This window comes from Siphonobacter sp. BAB-5405, from assembly GCF_002872335.1.
GTDB lineage: Bacteria > Bacteroidota > Bacteroidia > Cytophagales > Spirosomataceae > Siphonobacter.
This window is the reverse complement of sequence record NZ_NJAG01000001.1, coordinates 166560-185457: the sequence shown is the minus strand read 5'-3', so window position 1 is coordinate 185457 and position 18898 is coordinate 166560. Positions and strand designations below refer to the sequence as shown.

The 18898-nt window shown below is 50.8% G+C and carries 18 protein-coding genes; 9 read left to right on the top strand and 9 right to left on the bottom strand.

Annotated features, from left to right (window positions below):
* Positions 1-58: 58 nt before the first annotated feature.
* From rlmN to BWI97_RS00740, 3 genes are all read right to left on the bottom strand, one after another.
* Entirely contained in the window at positions 59-1123 is a 1065-nt protein-coding gene (gene rlmN / locus BWI97_RS00750) for a 23S rRNA (adenine(2503)-C(2))-methyltransferase RlmN (RefSeq protein ID WP_102199672.1), read from the bottom strand.
* A gap of 60 nt (positions 1124-1183) precedes the next feature.
* Positions 1184-1723, bottom strand: a complete 540-nt coding sequence (locus BWI97_RS00745; protein WP_102199671.1) for a CvpA family protein — start codon at positions 1721-1723, stop codon at positions 1184-1186.
* A gap of 287 nt (positions 1724-2010) precedes the next feature.
* Positions 2011-2457: a GatB/YqeY domain-containing protein gene (locus BWI97_RS00740; RefSeq protein WP_102199670.1), complete on the bottom strand. Its 447-nt coding sequence runs from the start codon at positions 2455-2457 to the stop codon at positions 2011-2013.
* Positions 2458-2628: 171 nt separating this feature from the next.
* Here BWI97_RS00740 and BWI97_RS00735 point away from each other — a divergent pair, with 171 nt between their 5' ends.
* Entirely contained in the window at positions 2629-3360 is a 732-nt protein-coding gene (locus tag BWI97_RS00735) for a pyridoxine 5'-phosphate synthase (protein ID WP_102199669.1), read from the top strand.
* A gap of 152 nt (positions 3361-3512) precedes the next feature.
* On the opposite strand, the gene BWI97_RS00730 is transcribed toward BWI97_RS00735, so the two are convergent.
* Positions 3513-3881 (bottom strand): VOC family protein, encoded by a 369-nt coding sequence (locus tag BWI97_RS00730; RefSeq protein WP_094816882.1) that lies wholly within the window; start codon positions 3879-3881, stop codon positions 3513-3515.
* A 229-nt stretch (positions 3882-4110) separates the two neighbouring features.
* On the opposite strand from BWI97_RS00730, the gene BWI97_RS00725 reads away from it, so the two are divergent.
* Together BWI97_RS00725 and BWI97_RS00720 are read left to right on the top strand one after the other, a co-directional pair.
* Entirely contained in the window at positions 4111-6540 is a 2430-nt protein-coding gene (locus BWI97_RS00725) for a zinc-dependent metalloprotease (RefSeq protein WP_102199668.1), read from the top strand.
* 377 nt (positions 6541-6917) lie between these two features.
* Positions 6918-8582, top strand: a complete 1665-nt coding sequence (locus BWI97_RS00720; RefSeq protein WP_102199667.1) for an amidohydrolase — start codon at positions 6918-6920, stop codon at positions 8580-8582.
* Between the two features lie 52 nt (positions 8583-8634).
* On the opposite strand, the gene BWI97_RS00715 is transcribed toward BWI97_RS00720, so the two are convergent.
* Positions 8635-10074: a PLP-dependent aminotransferase family protein gene (locus BWI97_RS00715; RefSeq protein WP_102199727.1), complete on the bottom strand. Its 1440-nt coding sequence runs from the start codon at positions 10072-10074 to the stop codon at positions 8635-8637.
* A 179-nt stretch (positions 10075-10253) separates the two neighbouring features.
* Between BWI97_RS00715 and BWI97_RS00710 the strand changes: the two genes are divergently transcribed.
* The 5 genes from BWI97_RS00710 to BWI97_RS00690 all read left to right on the top strand — a co-directional run bounded on the left by BWI97_RS00710 (position 10254) and on the right by BWI97_RS00690 (position 14226).
* Complete coding sequence (locus tag BWI97_RS00710) at positions 10254-11213, top strand: DMT family transporter (protein ID WP_233207710.1); 960 nt, start codon at positions 10254-10256, stop codon at positions 11211-11213.
* A gap of 14 nt (positions 11214-11227) precedes the next feature.
* The gene (locus BWI97_RS00705; RefSeq protein WP_102199666.1) at positions 11228-11770 is read left to right on the top strand and encodes a DinB family protein; all 543 of its coding nucleotides are present in this window, start codon (positions 11228-11230) and stop codon (positions 11768-11770) included.
* Between the two features lie 8 nt (positions 11771-11778).
* Positions 11779-13179, top strand: a complete 1401-nt coding sequence (locus BWI97_RS00700) for a pyridoxal-dependent decarboxylase (protein ID WP_102199665.1) — start codon at positions 11779-11781, stop codon at positions 13177-13179.
* Positions 13180-13351: 172 nt separating this feature from the next.
* Entirely contained in the window at positions 13352-13789 is a 438-nt protein-coding gene (locus BWI97_RS00695) for a MarR family winged helix-turn-helix transcriptional regulator (RefSeq protein WP_102199664.1), read from the top strand.
* 11 nt (positions 13790-13800) lie between these two features.
* Positions 13801-14226, top strand: a complete 426-nt coding sequence (locus BWI97_RS00690; RefSeq protein ID WP_102199663.1) for an organic hydroperoxide resistance protein — start codon at positions 13801-13803, stop codon at positions 14224-14226.
* Positions 14227-14332: 106 nt separating this feature from the next.
* Here the strand turns inward: BWI97_RS00690 and BWI97_RS00685 are convergent, their stop codons facing one another.
* Both BWI97_RS00685 and BWI97_RS00680 read right to left on the bottom strand, forming a co-directional pair.
* Positions 14333-15385: a glycosyltransferase family 9 protein gene (locus BWI97_RS00685; RefSeq protein ID WP_102199662.1), complete on the bottom strand. Its 1053-nt coding sequence runs from the start codon at positions 15383-15385 to the stop codon at positions 14333-14335.
* Positions 15386-15406: 21 nt separating this feature from the next.
* Entirely contained in the window at positions 15407-16009 is a 603-nt protein-coding gene (locus BWI97_RS00680) for a DUF4254 domain-containing protein (RefSeq protein ID WP_094814481.1), read from the bottom strand.
* A gap of 191 nt (positions 16010-16200) precedes the next feature.
* Here BWI97_RS00680 and BWI97_RS00675 point away from each other — a divergent pair, with 191 nt between their 5' ends.
* Positions 16201-17520: a hypothetical protein gene (locus tag BWI97_RS00675; protein ID WP_102199661.1), complete on the top strand. Its 1320-nt coding sequence runs from the start codon at positions 16201-16203 to the stop codon at positions 17518-17520.
* Between the two features lie 2 nt (positions 17521-17522).
* On the opposite strand, the gene BWI97_RS00670 is transcribed toward BWI97_RS00675, so the two are convergent.
* Positions 17523-18038 carry a DUF2480 family protein gene (locus BWI97_RS00670; RefSeq protein WP_094814485.1) on the bottom strand — a complete coding sequence of 172 codons (516 nt, stop codon included), beginning with the start codon at positions 18036-18038 and terminating at the stop codon, positions 17523-17525.
* Positions 18039-18043: 5 nt separating this feature from the next.
* Positions 18044-18733: a tRNA (adenosine(37)-N6)-threonylcarbamoyltransferase complex dimerization subunit type 1 TsaB gene (tsaB, locus tag BWI97_RS00665; protein ID WP_102199660.1), complete on the bottom strand. Its 690-nt coding sequence runs from the start codon at positions 18731-18733 to the stop codon at positions 18044-18046.
* Between the last annotated feature and the right edge of the window lie 165 nt (positions 18734-18898).

The window sequence follows — 18898 nt, the reverse complement described above, 5'->3', positions numbered from 1 at the left end:
ATCCTTCGGAATGGTGCCGGAAATACAGAATTTTTACGAAAAGAAACAAATTTAGAAATTATTCAACCGTTATCGGGGCTGTTTTCGTTGCCAGCTGACCGCAGGCGGCATCAATATCTTTTCCACGGCTACGACGCACGGTAATCGGGATGTTCTTCTGCTCGATGAAGCGGGCGAATTTGGCCAGCGTCTGCGGGTCGGTATTCTTGTACTGAGCGTTTTCGATGGGATTGTACTCGATGATGTTGATGTGGGCGTTTGGAATATGTTTGGCAAAATTCCAAAGTTCCTTCGCATCCTCCACCGAATCGTTAAAGTTGTAAAAGAGAATATATTCCAGCGTAATCTTATTCCCGGTTTTATTGTAGAAATACTTCAGGGCATCTTTCAAAGCCACCAACGTATTGCTTTCGTTGATGGGCATGATCTGATTCCGCTTGCTGTCGTTAGCAGCGTGCAGCGAAAGGGCCAGATTGAATTTCACGCCGTCATCACCCAGCTTCTGAATCATCTTGGCGATACCCGCCGTACTGACGGTAATGCGTTTGGGTGACATATTCAGGCCTTCCGGTGAAGTGATATGATCCACTGACTTCAGTACGTTTGCGTAGTTGAGCAGGGGTTCGCCCATGCCCATGTACACGATGTTGGTCAGGGGTTGTCCGTACTTCTGTTCGGCCTGATTCTTGATGGTTACGACCTGATCATAAATTTCGGCGGGGTCCAGGTTGCGTTCGCGATCCATGTAACCCGTCGCACAAAACTTACACGTCAGGGAGCAGCCTACTTGACTAGATACGCAGGCTGTCATCCGGTCGTCGGCGGGAATCAATACGCCTTCGATCAGTTTTCCGTCGTAGAGTCGGAAAGCCGATTTAATGGTTTTATCACTTGAAATCTGCTCTTTCGCTACGCTCAGGGGACGGATTTCAAAGTGAGCTTCGAGCAATTCCCGCGTTTTCTTGGAAAGGTTGGTCATTTCCTCGAAACTACGGGCAGACTTTTTCCATAGCCATTCCAGAATCTGTTTCGCCCGGAATCCCTGTTCTCCCTGTTCGACCAAAAAGGCCTTCAACCCCTCTGCCGAGAGCTTACGAATATCTTGTTTAACGATGGTGTCCATTGCTCGTTTTTGGTAATACGTTGGTGCAACTGCTTTCTAAAGTATTGGGTTCCAGTGCGGTTATTCTTTTCGTAACTCTTCGACTTTTTCAATGAGCCGATCCCGCTTGGGAATGGCGTCGGATACTTTATCCAGCACTTTCGGTGCAAAGGGCCGGATGATGGGATAGACATAACTACCCGTCATCTGTTCACGGTTGGGAAAGCCCATGCCAAGGGCCTGTAACAACCACAAAAAGACGCTGATGCCAAAGGCATAGGTGAACAGACCCACTACGGCTCCAGCCATACTGTCGAAACTTCCGAAGATGGTATAGCGGAGGCTTCTTCGCAACAGCCATCCAAAGCGATTGATGGTAAAAATGACCAGCACGAAAATGCTCGAAAATCCGATGTACGGGAGAAATTTACGGCCTACGGTTTCACCCACGTAAGGTGCTACAAAGGCAATCGCTTCGTTCAAAAGTTTGAAACCCAGTATAAGCGAAACGACAAAAGCAATAACCGCAATAATCTCGACCAGTACGCCCCGTCGAAAGCCCGTATACGCTCCATAAGTGAGCGGTACGAGTAGAAGCAGGTCAAGAAAATTAAAATTCATACCGTGGGTGTGTGCGGGTAGGGTTTGAGTGAGTTTTGAATTTGAGGTTTGATTGGTTTAACGTTTGAGTGGGGGTCGGGTTTAAGGCCCTGGGACTTTCTACTTCTGAGAATCAGAAAGAAGCATCCCTTCGATTCCTGCCTGTAATCCAGTACGTTTTTCGCCTGTTCACGGCCCGTCTTATCCTACCGTTTTTCAAACCCCTACAAACGAACCAAGCCCCAAATTTTTCTTCAAACGACTTTAAACCAATCAAACTTCAAATTTGAAACGATCAAACTTCAGTACTAGCTCAGCAACTGTTTCACCGTAGCCGAGATCGTTTTTCCTTCCGCCAGACCTGCTAGTTCCTTGGTGGCTACGCCCATCACTTTACCTAAATCGCTGGGGCCAGTGGCTCCTACGCGAGTGATGATTTCCTGTAAATGGCCTTTCAACTCCTCTTCCGTCAGCATTTTGGGTAGGAACTCCTCGATAACGGCGATTTCGCTGTACTCTTTATCAGCCAATTCCTGACGACCATTGCTTACGTAGGTTTCCGCGGAATCCTTCCGTTGCTTGACGGCCTTCATTAGAATTTTTGTTTCCTGTTCCGGCGTTAATTCGTGTGCTGTTCCGGCCGTTTCTTCCAGTAAAATAGCCGATTTAATGGCCCGCAAGGCTAATAAACGGGTTTGATTTTTAGCCAGCATCGCTGACTTGATTTGAGCTTCAATGGTTGATTTGAGTGACATGACCTAAAAATTCAGGGGTGGTCTATAAAAATTACAAGAGATTTACCGCAATATTTGGGGCGTTATTTAGAACTGTTCTTCGCAAAGAATGGTTCTCCACGCTGCAAAGTTACAAAATCTCAACCGCAGAAGGGGTTTTTTCGCAGTGATCCCCTGCTTATCATCCAGTCTATGCCTACTCGTCTTTCGGTAAACATTAATAAAGTAGCCACCCTGCGTAATTCTCGCGGTGGAAATAATCCCAATGTTGTTAAAGTAGCACTGGATTGCGAACGCTTTGGAGCGGAGGGGATTACGGTACACCCCCGGCCCGACGAACGGCACATTCGCTACCAGGATGTGCTGGATTTGAGTCAGGTACTAACGACGGAATTCAACATTGAGGGCAACCCAACCGAAAAGAAATTTGTGGACCTGGTACTACAGGTAAAGCCCGCTCAGGTAACTCTGGTACCCGATGCACTGGGAGCCGTAACCTCCAACGCGGGTTGGGATACCATTCAGCACCGCAGCCGATTGATCGATCTGGTGGGTATGTTCAAGGAAGCGGGTATTCGTACGTCCATTTTCGTCGATGCCGACGAACGCATGGTGGAAGGAGCGGCCGAAACGGGTACGGACCGCATTGAATTGTATACGGAACCTTACGCTCACCAATATTCCATTGATCAGTCGCTGGCACTGAATTCCTTTATCAAAGCGGCGGAACGGGCCAATGCCTTAGGACTCGGCATCAATGCCGGTCATGATTTGAGTCTGGACAACCTGCGGTATTTTCAGCAGAATATTCCGGGCTTACTGGAAGTGTCCATCGGTCACGCCCTCATCTGTGATGCTTTGTATTACGGACTGGAAAATACCATTCAACTGTACTTACGGGAAGCGAAAGCAGGTTTGATTTAACCTCTCCCTACTAATGATAAGAAAAAAGCTCCGTTTCCACGGAGCTTTTTTACTAATAAGTCGATACCTCCCTGCGTATACAGGAGAGGTACTTCAAAACTGTTGCCTTCTATAGACGCTAAAAGGCCCCAAAGCGTTGGAAGTCGCAGAAACTATTCATTGAATTCCAGCCAGTAGCCATCCGGATCCTGCAGGAAAATCTGACGAATACCGTCGGGTCGGGCCTTGGGGCCTCTAAAGGTCAGTCCTTTCCGGCGTAGGAATGCTTCCGTTTCTTCCATATCGGCCACTTTTACGGCAAAATGATTTTTTCGGGAACCCAACACGGTTTCTTCCAGCGGTTCCGCCCGATTGCCCAGCAGGTGTAACTGTTTGTTCCCACCTAAACTAAACCAGGCTCCGGGAAAGTCAAAAGCGGGGCGGGGCAGGGGTTCTAACTCCAGCACGTCCCGGTAAAACTGTATGCTTTGTTCGGCATCAGCCACGTATAGGGCCACATGGTCGAGCTCCAGAATGTTCATAGGCGTAAGATTCTTCAATTTCTTCGCGAAAGAAGCACAAACTTCAGAGAATGGACGGATTAATTTCAGGATTAATCGCAATTCTGAAAATTTGAAACCCGATCCTTTGTATTATTGACGGTGAAAAGCTGATTAATCTAACTTTTGTTTTGTAGATGTAGTAATCAGCCATAGTTTATTTGTAAGAGTACCCATCTTTCCATTTTGATTTCCTCTTAAAATTATTCGTATGCGTAAACTTTTCTTACTGGGCGTATCCCTGGCCTTTTCGTTCAATCTCTGGGCTCAGGGCATCTCCGGAGCTACGACGGGCCTGCAAAAAATGCCGGGCTATCTGAATTTGTACTGGGATGCCAAAAAAGGGAAAATGTATCTGGAAATCGACAAACTGGATACGGAAATTCTCTTTCATACGGCCTTGCCCGCCGGTATCGGTTCCAACGACATCGGCCTGGATCGCGGAAAAATCAGTGCCGGAAAAATCATCAAGTTTCAACGGTCGGGCCCCAAAGTACTGATGGTCGAACAGAATTACGGGTACCGTGCGACCTCGGGCGATAAAATGGAAATGCGGGCCGTCGAGCAGTCGTTCGCTCAATCCGTACTCTGGGGTTTTGATGTCATGGCCGAAGAAGGGAAGTCCGTACTGGTTGATGCCACTAACTTCTACCTACGCGATGGGTACGAAGCCGCTTCGGCGATTGCCCGAGCCAAACAGGGTGTCTTTCGTCTGGACCCCAGCCGTTGTGCGTTCTACCTGCCTTATACTAAAAACTTTCCGGAAAATACCGAAGTAGAGGTAACCCTGACGCTGACGGGCGAACAGGCCGGTCCGTTCCTGCGGGAAGTCGTACCGACGCCAAACGCCATCACGATTCGGGAACATTACTCGTTCATCAAATTGCCCGATGCCGGGTATCAGCCCCGTGAGTTTGACCCCCGGGCGGGCATCAATTCCATTGAGTTTTTTGACTATTCCTCGCCCTTTAGTACGCCCATTGCCAAACGCTACATTCGTCGGCATCGCTTGCAAAAGAAAAATCCAAATGCGGCGGTCTCTGAACCCATCAAGCCGATTGTATACTACATGGATCCCGGTGCTCCCGAGCCCATTCGCTCGGCTTTGATGGACGGCATTTCCTGGTGGAATCAGGCCTACGAAGCGGCGGGTTTTAAGAATGCGTTTCAGGTGAAAGTACTGCCCGATACCGCCGATCCGATGGATATTCGCTATAACCTCGTGCAATGGGTACACCGTTCGACGCGGGGCTGGTCGTACGGCTTCAGCGTCGCCGATCCACGTACGGGTGAAATCATCAAAGGAAAAGTGACGCTGGGTTCCCTACGGGTACGTCAGGACTACCTGATTGCCAATGGACTGGTGGGCGAATACGAAGGTGACAAACCCAGTAAAGAAGCCGAAGAAATGGCTCTGGCCCGTCTGCGGCAACTCGGGGCCCATGAGACGGGTCATACCCTCGGCTTACCCCACAACTACGCTTCCAACCAAAACGACCGGGCTTCCGTCATGGATTACCCGCACCCACTGGTACGTATCATGGGGCAAAACAAGCTAAGTCTGTCCGATGCGTACACCAAGCAGATTGGTGATTGGGATAAGATTGCCATTAACTACGCCTACCGGGAATTCAAAAACAAAGACGAAGAAAAGAAAGGACTCAAGAAGATCATTGATGATTACATCGACAAAGGCTTTCTGTTCCTGAGCGATCAGGATGGACGGCCCGAAGGATCGGCTCATCCCATTACGCACTTATGGGACAATGGTAAAAATTCAGTAGAAGAGTTGAATCGGGTGATGCAGGTACGCCGAATAGCTTTGTCGAATTTCAGCGAGAAGAAAATTCCCGTTGGTGCTCCAATGGCTACGCTGGAAGAAGCCCTCGTTCCTCTGTACCTGTTCCATCGCTATCAGGTAGAAGCGGCCAGTAAGGTAGTAGGCGGCGTATTTTACACCTACGCCGTTCGTGGCGATAAGCAGAAGGTGATGGAGTACGTGAGTGGAGCCGAGCAGCGGCAGGCCCTGGATGCCTTGATGGCGACCCTGAAAGCGGAAGAACTCGTACTGCCGAATAACATCATCAAATTGATTCCCCCACGTCCGTACGGCTTTAACGAAAATTACCGGGAGGTTTTCAAAGATCGTACGGGTCTAACCTTCGATCCCTTGGCTCCCGCTGAAGCTGCGGCAGGAATGACGCTGCGATTCGTCCTGCAACACGAACGGGCCGCCCGTTTGATTGGGAATCATGCCATTGATAACAGCTTACCCGATTTCAGCGAAGTCGTAGATAAAGTGGTAGAAACGACCTGGAAGTCGGCCCCCCAGGCAGGCTACGCGGGAGAAGTACAACGCGTGGTGAACGGTGCGGTACTCGATCAGCTCATTCAACTGGCGGCCAATAAAGATGCTGCCAACCAAGTACGGGCTGTGGCTACGCTCAAACTACAGGAACTAAAGGCGTGGTTGGGAAAAGCAACTACGAGTGACGTCAATCAAAAGGCTCAGTATCAATTTGCTCTGGCCCAGATTCAGCAGTTTGAAAGTAGTCCGGAAACGGTGGTGATTACGCCTCCCTCGAAAGAACCCGACGGAGCACCGATTGGTAGTTTTGATGCGTATAGCTGCGAGTGGTAGGAGGCAGTTTGCAGTTTCCCCGCCCCGCTCACACGCGTTGTCCGTAGCATTGGCTACGGACGCAAAAGTTGGTAGGCTGTGCCTACCGGGCGGGACGCACCCCGCATTTCATACGGGGCTAATCGCATAAAACCCCTCCGGGGTTGGGACTTGATGGAGGTACAAGTTTTCAAAGCTGTACCACTTGTACAGCCTTTAACAGCTGCCTGCCAATCCCATGCAAGTGAGGTATATTGTATACAACCTACGAATTTCAGAGGCGTTCCCTTCGAACTCTTAAAACCTTCTATTCAAAGAGTCATCCGCACGTTCTAAAACTAAAATTTTGGAACGTGCGGATTCAATCAACGATCCATCATCCTAAACCAAAACCATCCATGAAATCTTCTATTTCAATCCCGGCTCTGCTGGTATTGCTGGTAACGATGGGTTGCGGAATCGCCTCGGCCCAGAGCAAAAAGAAAGCTCCCGAAGCGACGGCAAATCTGCTCGTCCCGGCGAAAAAGCTGGAGGCTCTCAAGCAGGAGTTGGCGGCAGAAATTGATAAAATGAAAGACTTTTCTGCTGAAATGAATGATATGGTCTTCAGCTTCGGCGAACTGGGCTTTCAGGAACACGAAACGTCCAAATACCTGACGGGCGTTCTGGAGAAAAACGGCTTTACCATTCAACGCGGCATCGGTGGTATTCCAACGGCCTGGACAGCAACCTGGGGTAGCGGAAAACCTAAAATTGCCGTTGGCTCGGACATTGACTGTATTCCGAAAGCCTCGCAAAAGCCCGGCGTCGCCTACCACGATCCCATCATCGACGGAGCCCCCGGCCACGGGGAAGGCCATAATTCGGGCAATCCGCTGAATATCACCGCGGCCCTGGCTTTAAAGAAAATCATGGAGCGGGAAAAGATTTCGGGTACACTCATGCTTTGGCCGGGTGTGGCCGAAGAGCAGGTAGGGACCAAGGCGTATTACATTCGGGACGGTTATTTCAAGGATGTAGACGCCTGTATCTTCACCCACGTAGGAAATAATCTGGGGGTTGTGTACGGAGATGTCGGCAACAACGGACTGGTTTCGGTCAAGTTCAATTTTGAAGGAGCCGCCGCTCACGCCGCCGGTGCTCCCTGGCGGGGCCGCAGTGCCCTGGACGCGGTAGAACTGATGAACATTGGCTGGAATTTCAAGCGGGAGCACCTGTTGCCCACGCAACGCTCGCATTACGTGATCGTGGACGGGGGCGATCAGCCCAACGTGGTGCCTTCCAAAGCTTCGGTATGGTATTACTTCCGGGAACGGAGTTACGATAAGATTAAACAATTATTCGATTATGGTGTGAAAATGGCGGAAGGTGCCTCCATCATGACTGATACCAAGTACACCTACGAAATACTGGGCTCGGCCTGGCCAGGACACTTCAGTAAGCCCATCGCTGAAGCGACGTTCAAAAACATTAAAAAGGTAGGGCTGCCGACCTGGTCCTCGGAAGATCAGACGCTGGCGAAAGCCATTCAGGAAGAATTGATGTCACCCGAGAAAAGCGGACTGGCCGTTAAACTCGACAGTACCATCGAGCCACCCGTGGTATCGATGGGAGGGGGTTCTGACGATATTGCGGATATTTCCTGGTCTATGCCGACGATTGTCCTGCGGTACCCTTCCAATATTCCTGGGCTGCCAGGTCACCATTGGGCTAATGCGATCTCGATGGCCACGCCGATTGCTCACAAGGGGATTACTGCCGGGGCCAAGGTAGAAGCCATGACGATTCTGGATTTGCTCGTCAGTCCGGATCTGGTCAAAAACGCCTGGAATTATTACTCCACTGTGCAAACCAAGGACGTCAAATACGAACCCCTGGTACGGGAAACGGACAAACCCGCCATCCACCTCAATACCGAAATCATGGCGGAGTTTCGGGAGAAAATGAAGAAGTACTACTACGATCCAACGAAGTACAAATCCTATCTCGAACAGCTAGGAATCAAGTACCCAACGGTTCGCACCAAAGAAACCAAAGCTAAATCCGAAAAGACGGAGAAATAAACTGAAACGTCCCGCCTGAAGCAGGCGGGACGTTTCAGTTTTTAGGAATGGTTCATTTCCGCAAGGACTCAATCAGGCGTCCCAGTTTCTTCAGACTTTTATCGATTTCTGGCGTATACGGAGCCCCAAATGTGATTCGCAGGTAATTCGTAAACCGGGCATCCGTACTGAAGATATGCCCCGGAGCAATGCTAATCTTTTCGAGCCAGGCTTTTTCGTATACTTCAAACGCGTCGATGCCTGCTTCCAGCTCAATCCACAAAACGTACCCACCCTGCGGACGACTGACTTTCGTACTTCTGGGGAAATAGTCGGCAATAGCCTGTAAATACCGCAAACATTGCGTGTGGAGGGCTTTCCGCAGGTTTCGCATGTGTAAATCATACCGACCCGTTTCAAAAAAGATGGCAATGGCCGCCTGCGTAGGCGTAGCCGAAGACACCGTATGCATGAGTTTGACACTCAGGACCTGTTCGAGAAAACGGCCCGGAATGCACCAGCCCACCCGGTACCCCGGAGCCAGCGTTTTGGATACTGACGAGCAGAGCATGACCAGTCCCTGCGTATCGAAACTCTTGCAGGTACGGGGCCGGGTTTTACCGAAGTACATTTCTCCGTAAATGTCGTCTTCAATCAGCGGGATTTCCCGCGAAGCCAACAGTTTGACCAACTGCTTCTTGCGGTGATCGGGCATCAAGGCTCCCACCGGATTACAGAAATTAGGGACGAACAGGCAAGCCGCAATGGACGTTGTTTCCAAAGCCTGCTCCAGCAAATCGATTCGAATACCCTCGGTAGGATCGGTAGGAATTTCGAGTACCCGCAGCCCCAGACTTTTCATGACATTGAAAATGCCAAAGTAGGTCGGACTTTCAATGGCTACCGTATCGCCGGGTTTGGTAACGGCTTTCAGACAGAAGACCAGAGCCTCCATACAACCCTGCGTGGTTACTACCTCGTGTTCCGTAAGGGTGCCATTCCAGTTGAAGGCGTGTTTGGCAATCTGTTTGCGTAAGGTCAGGTTCCCGCGTAGTTCTTCGTAGTCCGTACAGCTGCTGGGGTTTTGCCGGAGGGCTTCCAGCATGGCTTTGTTGAGCTTGGCTTCGGGTAGCAGTTCCAGAGCCGGGGTGGCTACGGATAATTTGATCACATCAGTTTGGGAAAGGTTTTCGTATACCCGGCGAATCATGGCGTCGACGCTGACCTTTTCCGGCGAACGATCAACGGGCGGGGCGGGCAGGAGCTGCGGGACCCGCCTGGACGTATACCGAACGAAATACCCGGACTTAGGTCGGGCTTCGATCAGGCCCTTATTTTCCAATTCGACGTACGCTTTATAGGCAGTACTCAGACTGATGCCTTGTTCCAGACTCAGAGCCCGCAGAGATAAAAGTTTATCGCCCGTCTTGAGAATTTGGCTCTCCATTTGCTTTTCCAGCCGTTCGGCTACCTGAACGTATAGAAACTCTTCGGTAAGGGATGCGTTCGCCATAACGAAACAAAAGACAGCGATGGTAATCTGTTCGGAGTACAAAGGTAAAAGCCGGAAGCTGAAAGTATGGGTTTCATACTGAGAATCATACCGAAGATTTCCGAGATAATGGAAGTAAATCTGTTCTGCTCTTATTTTAAAAATCTGCATCTGTTTTCGCTTGGAAAGAAACCCGAGTTTTGCGGCGTACTTTCCTGACTACGGCGATGCGAAACACTCAAAAAGCGTATGTAGCTCTGGCTACCATTTGTTTCCTCTGGGGCACGACCTACCTGGCCGCCCGTATTGGGGTGGCGGGCTTTCCGGCTCTGTTATTCATGGCTCTTCGCAATATGACAGCCGGGCTGTTGTTACTCACGTTCGTCGTGATCCGATACCGGGCCGTACCCGGCGGATGGTCCGATATTAAACTGCAAATCATTCCCGGCTTGTGCATGATTACCTTCGGAACGGGCATCGTGGGCTGGGCTGTACGCTTTATTCCGAGTGGACTGGCGGCTCTCATTTGCTCGCTGATTCCGTTGTTTACCATCCTCATTCAACTCGTCATCCGACCGCAGGATAAGCTCAATGGCCGGATCGTTCTGGGGATGCTCATGGGTTTTCTGGGTGTACTACTGGTCTTTCGCGATCACATGAACTTCATGGCCGATCGGAAGTCGCTGATGGGCATTGGCGTAACGCTTTTCTCGTGCCTGTCTTTCGCGAGTGGGGGGCTGTATACGCAAACGCACCGGGCTCAGTCCCATGCCTTCTTCAATGCGGCTATTCAAATGTTGGTCGGAGGTACGGGCCTTTGGGTACTCAGTGCTCTGGCGGAAGATTGGCAGCACCTGCCCTCGCTGAGTCTGACTTCGGGGCTGGCTTTGCTGTACCTGATTATCTTCGGATCGATTGTTGCGTTTGTGTCGTATCTGTACGCGATGTCCCAGTTGCCCGCGGGTTTAGTTTCGGTGTATGCCTATATTAATCCGCTGGTGGCCATTGTTTTAGGTTATTTGATTTTGCACGAACACGTCACCTGGATTACGGGACTGGCCTTTGCTATTACTATGGTGGGCGTGTATCTGGTCAATCAGGGGTACCGACGACAGCAGGAGAAAAAGAGAGCTTTGGTTGTCGAAGCAGCGGAGGCGTAAGTCCTTTTCATCGAATGAAAACAGCATGGGTAGGAAAGTCTATTCAGCCCATGCCGGTTCAAACAAAAAAGATCGTTAGTCCTTCTATCGTTTCTCCACCCATGACCAAAGCCGACTATATCCGATTTTATGATCGTGAACTGGCCAAACTTTCCAGTGAACTGCAGGCCTATCCGAATGAAGAAACGCTTTGGGCGGTAGTACCCGGAATCATTAATTCCGCCGGACATCTGGGGCAACACCTGATCGGTAATCTGAAAACCTACATTGGCCTGACGCTGGGTAAGGTGCCGTACCAACGCAACCGCGAAGCCGAGTTTACGCAGCAAGTTTTTTCACGTACGGCCTTACTAACGGAAGTAAATGCTTTGCCCGCCCTGATTCGGCAGTCCATCGAGCAGATGGACGACCTCGAAGCTCCGTATCCGACGGAGGTGCTGTCGATTTTCCCCGAGCAAAGCATTGCCGTAGTCCTAACGCATCTGCTCATACATCTCGCCTATCATACCGGTCAAATGAATTACCATCGCCGGTTCAGCCTTCAAACTTTCCTGTAGTAAAAGCCATGAATTCATTTTTGCAAACGGACATCGAGCAGTGGGATGACCTGCTGGCAGAAGTCCGGTCCCAGGCCACGGCCTATCTTCAGAATATCGAATCCGTACCCACCAGCCCGCAGGTACAGGATTTCGTCTCGGCAGAATTGCCCGAAGCGGGTTGGGGAACCGCTCAGGCGTTGGCCTTTTTCCGCCAGCATTACCAGCCTTGGATGGTGGCCAGTGCCGGTCCTCGGTACTGGGGTTATGTGGTGGGTGGTACCACGCCAGCGGCTATGGCGGGCGACTGGCTCACGTCCGTATTTGATGCGAATCCGCAGAGCCTTCAGGGAACGGGTGATCGCTCGGCTCAGTTGGAAGTCGAAACGATTCGAAGCATGCGGCAGTTGCTGGGCTTACCGGATACCTTCACGGGCGGGTTTGTATCGGGAGCGACCATGTCCATTTTCACGGGTCTAGCCGTAGCCCGGCAGTGGGCAGGCGTACAAATGGGTCAGGATATTGCTCGGGAAGGCTTGTCCGTGCAACCCATCGTTCTGGCGGCTACCCCGCACTCGGCCGTACGCAAAGCCATGGCGATGTTGGGAATGGGTAGTAATCGCCTGATCAAACTGCGGACCCTTCCGGATCGTGAAGCCGTTGATCTGGAAGACTTGGAAGAAAAACTCCGCCAGTATCAGGGCCAGCCCATCATTGTCAGTACAAGTGCCGGAACGGTAAATACCGTCGATTTTGATGATTTCCTCGGCGTACAGCGACTCCGGCAGCAGTACCCATTCTGGTGGCACGTAGACGCGGCTTTTGGCGGATTTGCGGCCTGCTCACCCCAATACGCCGACCGCTTGCGGGGCTGGGAAAACGCCGACAGTATCACCGTCGATTGCCACAAGTGGATGAATGTTCCGTACGATAGTGCCGTCATTTTCACACAGCGAAAACATCAGCATTTACAGGTACAAACCTTCCAGAATTCCAATGCTCCGTACCTGGGTGATCCGGAAGCGAATTTTTCGTACCTGAATTTTCTGCCTGACAATTCCCGGAGATTGCGGGCTTTACCCGCCTGGTTCAGTCTCATGGCTTACGGAAAAGCGGGTTTTGCGACTATGGTCGAGCAAAGTGTAACCTGTGCCCGACGTCTGGGAGCGGCCCTCGAAGCCAGTACGGATTTCCGGCTGGTGGCTCCGGTGCGGCTCAACGTCGTTTGTTTTACGCTTCGCCAGGTGCCCGAGCGAGCCGCTGAATTCCTGGCCTTACTCAATCAGCGGGGGAAAGTATTGATGACGCCAACGTTACTGGGAGACACGTTTTGTCTGCGGGCGGCTTTCGTCAACTTTCGCACAACCGAACGGCACGTCGACGAAGCTTTGGAAGAATTGACCTTCGTTTTACATTCGTTGAATACCTGAAATAGCCTGAGAACAACAATAATTGCCTGCCGGGAAACCGACAGGCATCTTTTTTTACGTTGATAGTCAGTGATATAAGTGATTTTTGCCTTTCATTCGCATTTATTTATAAAAATAGGGGTTAAATAATTGTTCAAAATTAAATTGTGCACAATATATTTGTAATCGTAAGATGAATATGGAACAGCTTAAGCTTGATCAGCAACTTTGTTTTCCGCTGTACGCTGCGTCCCGGCTTGTTACAGGTCTGTATCGTCCTTTGCTGGAAGAACTTTCGCTGACGTATCCGCAATATTTAGTTTTACTGGTACTGTGGGAAAAAGAGTCGGTCACGGTAAAAGAATTAGGCGAACAACTCTGGCTGGATAGCGGGACGCTGACGCCCCTCTTGAAGAGGTTGCAGGAAAAAGCCCTGGTGACCCGTATCCGCAGCAGTCACGACGAACGGGTGGTAAACATTACATTGACGGAAGCCGGAAAAGCCTTACAGGAGCAGGCCGCGTCCATCCCAGACCAAATGTTTAGCTGTCTGCGTCTGGAACGGGAGCAGGTTACGCAGCTACGCGAGCAGCTGCAACAATTTTTAGTACAACATACCCAAGTATCGTAACATCAACAGCCATGGAAAAATTATATACGGCCCACGCAACCGCCACAGGTGGTCGCAACGGTCAGGTAAAATCGAGTGATGGGGTACTGGATCTGCAAACGCGGACTCCGAAAGAAATGGGTGGCCCCGGTGGAGCCTACACGAACCCCGAGCAACTCTTTGCGGCTGGTTATGCCGCTTGTTTCGACAGTGCTCTGAGCCTGATTATCCGTACTGAAAAAGTAAAAGCGGGTATGACGACGATTACTGCGGAAGTAAGTATTGGTAAAAACGATGCCGGTGGATTTGGACTGGCCGTTACCCTGAATGCTAATGTACCAGGGGTAGATCAGGCTACGGCCGAAGCTCTGGTAGCGAAAGCTCATCAGGTATGCCCGTATTCAAACGCTACCCGTAACAACGTAGAAGTAACGTTAGCCGTAACAACGAATGAGTGAGTAACATAGATAAGTGCCGAGTAGAACCTGACCGCCAACAGGGACTGCTTCCTGTAGTGGATTAGAGTACGATCGGGTCCTGGCCGCCAGCGGGACCCGATTGCTTTTAGGGGGTGTCAAGTAATTGCAGAGCCCGGTCAGCTACCAGTTCAGGCGTAATCCAGTTCATGCAGGCCAGATCGCCCCGAAAACAGGGTTTATTCCCAAATACGGAGCACGGACGACAGGACAATTCATCCGGCGAAATCTGAATCATATTCCCTTCGGATTGGCCCCAGGGGCCGAAACCTGCGTAGGGGTGCGTGGCTCCCCAGATCGAAAGTACGGGTACGCCACTCAAGGCGGCCAGGTGCATATTGCCGGAATCCATGCAAAGCATCAGCTCAAGCTGACGAATCAGCGTGAGTTCGGCCCGGAAGGAAAGTTTTCCGGCGACCAGTACCGCTTCGGGAAACGTCTCCACCAACGTTTGTAACTGAGCAACTTCAGCCGCTCCACCGCCAAAGAGAAAAATCCGAACCGGTCGTTGCTGACGGATAAGCTCCAGAGTTGGCTGAATGCGTTCGAAAGGCCACATTTTAGGCTCGTGCTGGGCGAAAGGAGCAACACCCAGCCAGACTTCATTCGATTTTTTAGCGGGAATGTTTCTCAGAAAATCCTGTACTTCAGTTGCTGCTGACGTAGCAAAGTACGGAGCCGTACCTAGCGTAGCGGCGTAACCCGCCCGGCTGAAGGTATCCAGGTACCGCTCGATGCTGTGGAGCAGGGGACGCCGAATCTTGTTTTCCTGCCGGGTTAATGCCTTCTTCTCCTGTCGTCCCTTGTCAAGCGTAACGCTGGGTATACCCGAAAACCGGAAGAAGGTTTTCAGAATAGCCGTCCGCAAATTCTGGTGCGTATCAATGATGTACTCAATAGGTCCGGCTTCCTTCAAATCAAGGTGCAGTCGATACAGACCTGTCATGCCCTTGTGGCGACCGGCCAGATCAGCTCCGAACACCCGAACGCCCGGCATACCTTCGAAAAAGACAGCAAACTTCTGTCGCGTGACGACGGTAAGCTGCCGATCGGGATAGGCCTCGGCAATGGCCCGTACGACGGGCGTTAACAGAGCCACGTCGCCCATGGCCGAAAACCGGAAAATAATTAATTGCTTCATCACTCGGCGTATGCTCGCTCCTTACTTCTGCTGGTATAAAACGGGATTCAGGGTAGGGTCGTTGTACATCTTCATCTGCCGGTACACTTTCATATAGCGATCACCGTTGCGAATATCTTCGAGCAGTTCGTCAAAGCAGTTCGCCAGATCCGTTTCTTGTTCGAGTAACAGGTGTAATTTTTGCTGGGCTTTCTGCCGATGGTCATCCGAAGCTTCCAAACGTTGAGCCTGTTCACGGAAATGATAAATTTTCAACTGGAGTATCGACATACGGTCCAGGAGCCAGGCAGGGGTTTCAGAATTCAGCCGGGCCGTTGGTTTGCGGGGAGCATCGCCCAGGAGGGCAATAAACCAGTCGTCCATTTTTTCAACCGTATCCGTCCGGTCCTGATTGGACTGGTCAATGCGACGTTTCAGTCCAACCAGTTCTTCGGGAGCGATTTCCGGGCTGCGAATCAAATCTTCCAAATGCCACTGTACCGTATCAATCCAGTTTTTCTGGTACAGCAGGGCCTCCATACTTTGGGCTTCGTACGGATTCTGAAGGGGGGTATCTACATGATCCGTCTGGTGATACACGTCAATGCTCTGGCGGAAAATGGTATTAGCTAGGGTAGCGTTCATGCGTACAAACTTTCGGCAAAAGTACCGAAAAGAAAGCAGCAAGTTATACCCCCTATAGGTAAAGCCCCGGAAAGCCCGGATTTATTAAGAAATGAAAACGTGATTTCAGGTTTTTTTTTAGTTTTGAGAAACAATGAATCGGGCCACTTCAACCCCCGAAACCTACTGTCCAACTACCTGACCTAACATCAATGCGTTCGCTTATTGCCGCGATACTGCTCCTGCCAGTATCGATTTATTTCCTTTGGGTCATTCGCTTTGCTGTGAACGTACCTCAACTCGACGACTTTCACGCCATTCTGGCATCGACCCAGCTGATTCGTGAAGCTCCTACAATAAAAGAGGCTTTTGGCTGGAGTATCGCTTTACACAATGAACACCGGATTGGCTATACCCGCTGGGTATCGCTCGTAGCGTATGCGTGCGGCCCCATTAATTTTCGATCCATCATCCTTTGGGGAAATCTGGCTTTGTTGGGCATTTTAGGGCTGTTTTATCGTAGTTTCCAGTCTACCGCCTTACCGCTTTTTTACTTTCTGCCGGTGCCGTTTCTGCTGTTTCAGCTACAGTATTTTGAGAATACTTTCTTTGCCATGGCTGCTCTGCAAAACCTGGGGGTCTGGTGCTGGGCAGGCTGGTCTTTATGGTGGCTCATCAGTCCAGACTTAACAGGGGTGTCTGACCAGCCAGGCCGGGGCTGGATTCGCTTTGCCGGTAGTCTGAGTATGGCTCTGCTGGCCACCTTTACCAGCGGCAATGGTCTATTCGTATGGCCACTAGGGTTAGTGCTGCTGGTTATGCAACGAAAAAGAAGACAACTGATCGGATGGACCCTGGCCTTCGGCTGGGTTGCAAACACCTATTTTCAGGATTTTGTGGGAAATATGCACCATCGGCAGAATCGTTTGTGGGAAGTGATACAGGCCGGATTTGGCTACATCGGAGCACTGATCGGATTCCCCACCTCTCTGCCGGCGGCCATTAATGGGCCTATTGTTCCTATGGGGGTAGGAATTGTGCTCTGTACGTTCGTGGCTGTACGAAGTCTGCTGTGGTTGCGAAAGGCCTGGAAGGATTCCCGTTCGGTGGGATCCAATCCAGCCGAAGCGTTTAATCTGGCCTACTTCGGTTTCGTTGTTTTAACTGCCGGAGCCATTTCCCTACACCGCCCGCCAATACTGGCCATTTGCGTGCCTCGATACCGGATCGCCACCGCTCTGGCGTTTATCCTCGTTTATGTACTGGCCTTACCCGTTCTGGAGAATGTCCGGTGGCGACGTTTGTTCGCCAGCGTTGGCCTGGTGGGAAGTGTCGTCTTTTGTGGATTGACCTACGTGAAAAATACGCCCGTTATTAAAACCCAGCGGGCCGCATTGATAAAGGATGTTCACGATTTTCGCTCCGTCGGCAGGGTATCTAACCCCATGTATCAGAGGGAAGGGTACAGCCCCGAAGCGGAATGGCAGAAAGCCATTCGCTCCGGATTATACGAATTGCCGAACGATTTCTGAACCTACTGTTTCGCTTTTTTGTAGAGCGGAACGGTACTGCAAGGTTCACCAAACATGAGCGTCTGTACGACCGGGCGAAGTTTCCGGGCAATCTCTACGTACGCCGCTACGGGTACGGGATAGGTACTGCAGCCTTTCACGACTACGCGGGCTCCCCGGTAGTCTTCCGGATTAATCTGCTCGAGTGCCTCGTAGAACAGCTTGTCCTCCAGGGCCTGGGCATCGCCGAAAACAATCGTATGGGCAAAAGGCTCCAGGTGAATGGCCAGTAGCATGTACGCCCAGGTGGGTACAATTGCGTCTACCGAGCAGAGGACCGCTACATTTTTTCCGGTATACTGGCTCCAGTCGTGGGATTTAAGAAACTCCCGGAAATCTTTTTCCCGCAGGATAGCCTCCATAAACAGGTTATCCTTCAGGTCGTATAGGACCCGTTCGCCCGAATGATAGTAGGTTTCCAGATCCAGCGTAACCAGGCCCGACGTAGCAACCCGGTTGATAATTTCTGGTGTTTCCATGTCAACTATAATTTAGCTTTGGGCAATGTGCCCATAAATTCTTTCAGGTAGTAAGGCTCGAACGTAATCAGGTCTTCGAACGCCTGCTTATCAAACGCCTCCTTGGCCAGATAACCCACCGTAACCGCCGAGGGATGAATGCTCACCGATGGAAAAATAGCCTGGTGATACGAAGCCAGCAGGGGCTGGCATTTAGCGGCCCCATCGCCAAAGAACACAACGGGACGCTCCTGTAAAAGTTCCGCAAAACTATGTTCGTCGATGATACGGGCTTGCGTCTCTCGCAACACTTGTCGGGTACCCGCTTCGTATTCGGCACAGTATACTTCCATCCGACGGGCGTCAATCATGGGACAGAGCACATGGGTGGTCGGATAGAACGGCTGTAACTGGGCCGCCATGGCCTCCAGGGTGTGAACGGCAATCAGGGGTTTATCCAGAGCATAACATAATCCTTTCGCCGTGGATACGCCGATGCGTAAGCCCGTGTACGATCCCGGACCTTTGGCTATGGCCACGGCATCAAGTTGAGAAAGCGAAAAACCCGCGTGCGTTACGACCTTTTCAATGAGCGTCGTGAGTAGGGACGAATGGGTTTTCTCCGTCAACAGTTCATAGCAACCCAGTAATTCGCCCTGCTGATGCAATGCTACGGAGCAAACTCGCGTAGAAGTATCGATAGAAAGAATAAGCATGGAACAAAAATAAGTCCTGCAGGATGATTTTTAGCCTGCTAAAAAACTTCTAAAGAAAGATATGATTAATTTATACATAGGCTTTTGGTAATAACTCATCATAAAAGCTTATTTTTAAGAGAATCAGGTAGTTTTATAAGCATTGAGATCAGATAACTGCCATTA

Excerpts from the sequence above, each read along its gene's own strand:
- rlmN (WP_102199672.1), bottom strand. The coding sequence starts at position 1,123 with ATGGACACCATCGTTAAACAAGATATTCGTAAGCTCTCGGCAGAGGGG.
- BWI97_RS00745 (WP_102199671.1), bottom strand. The coding sequence starts at position 1,723 with ATGAATTTTAATTTTCTTGACCTGCTTCTACTCGTACCGCTCACTTAT.
- BWI97_RS00740 (WP_102199670.1), bottom strand. The coding sequence starts at position 2,457 with ATGTCACTCAAATCAACCATTGAAGCTCAAATCAAGTCAGCGATGCTG.
- BWI97_RS00735 (WP_102199669.1), top strand. The coding sequence starts at position 2,629 with ATGCCTACTCGTCTTTCGGTAAACATTAATAAAGTAGCCACCCTGCGT.
- BWI97_RS00730 (WP_094816882.1), bottom strand. The coding sequence starts at position 3,881 with ATGAACATTCTGGAGCTCGACCATGTGGCCCTATACGTGGCTGATGCC.
- BWI97_RS00725 (WP_102199668.1), top strand. The coding sequence starts at position 4,111 with ATGCGTAAACTTTTCTTACTGGGCGTATCCCTGGCCTTTTCGTTCAAT.
- BWI97_RS00720 (WP_102199667.1), top strand. The coding sequence starts at position 6,918 with ATGAAATCTTCTATTTCAATCCCGGCTCTGCTGGTATTGCTGGTAACG.
- BWI97_RS00715 (WP_102199727.1), bottom strand. The coding sequence starts at position 10,074 with ATGGCGAACGCATCCCTTACCGAAGAGTTTCTATACGTTCAGGTAGCC.
- BWI97_RS00705 (WP_102199666.1), top strand. The coding sequence starts at position 11,228 with ATGAAAACAGCATGGGTAGGAAAGTCTATTCAGCCCATGCCGGTTCAA.
- BWI97_RS00700 (WP_102199665.1), top strand. The coding sequence starts at position 11,779 with ATGAATTCATTTTTGCAAACGGACATCGAGCAGTGGGATGACCTGCTG.
- BWI97_RS00695 (WP_102199664.1), top strand. The coding sequence starts at position 13,352 with ATGAATATGGAACAGCTTAAGCTTGATCAGCAACTTTGTTTTCCGCTG.
- BWI97_RS00690 (WP_102199663.1), top strand. The coding sequence starts at position 13,801 with ATGGAAAAATTATATACGGCCCACGCAACCGCCACAGGTGGTCGCAAC.
- BWI97_RS00685 (WP_102199662.1), bottom strand. The coding sequence starts at position 15,385 with ATGAAGCAATTAATTATTTTCCGGTTTTCGGCCATGGGCGACGTGGCT.
- BWI97_RS00680 (WP_094814481.1), bottom strand. The coding sequence starts at position 16,009 with ATGAACGCTACCCTAGCTAATACCATTTTCCGCCAGAGCATTGACGTG.
- BWI97_RS00675 (WP_102199661.1), top strand. The coding sequence starts at position 16,201 with ATGCGTTCGCTTATTGCCGCGATACTGCTCCTGCCAGTATCGATTTAT.
- BWI97_RS00670 (WP_094814485.1), bottom strand. The coding sequence starts at position 18,038 with ATGGAAACACCAGAAATTATCAACCGGGTTGCTACGTCGGGCCTGGTT.
- tsaB (WP_102199660.1), bottom strand. The coding sequence starts at position 18,733 with ATGCTTATTCTTTCTATCGATACTTCTACGCGAGTTTGCTCCGTAGCA.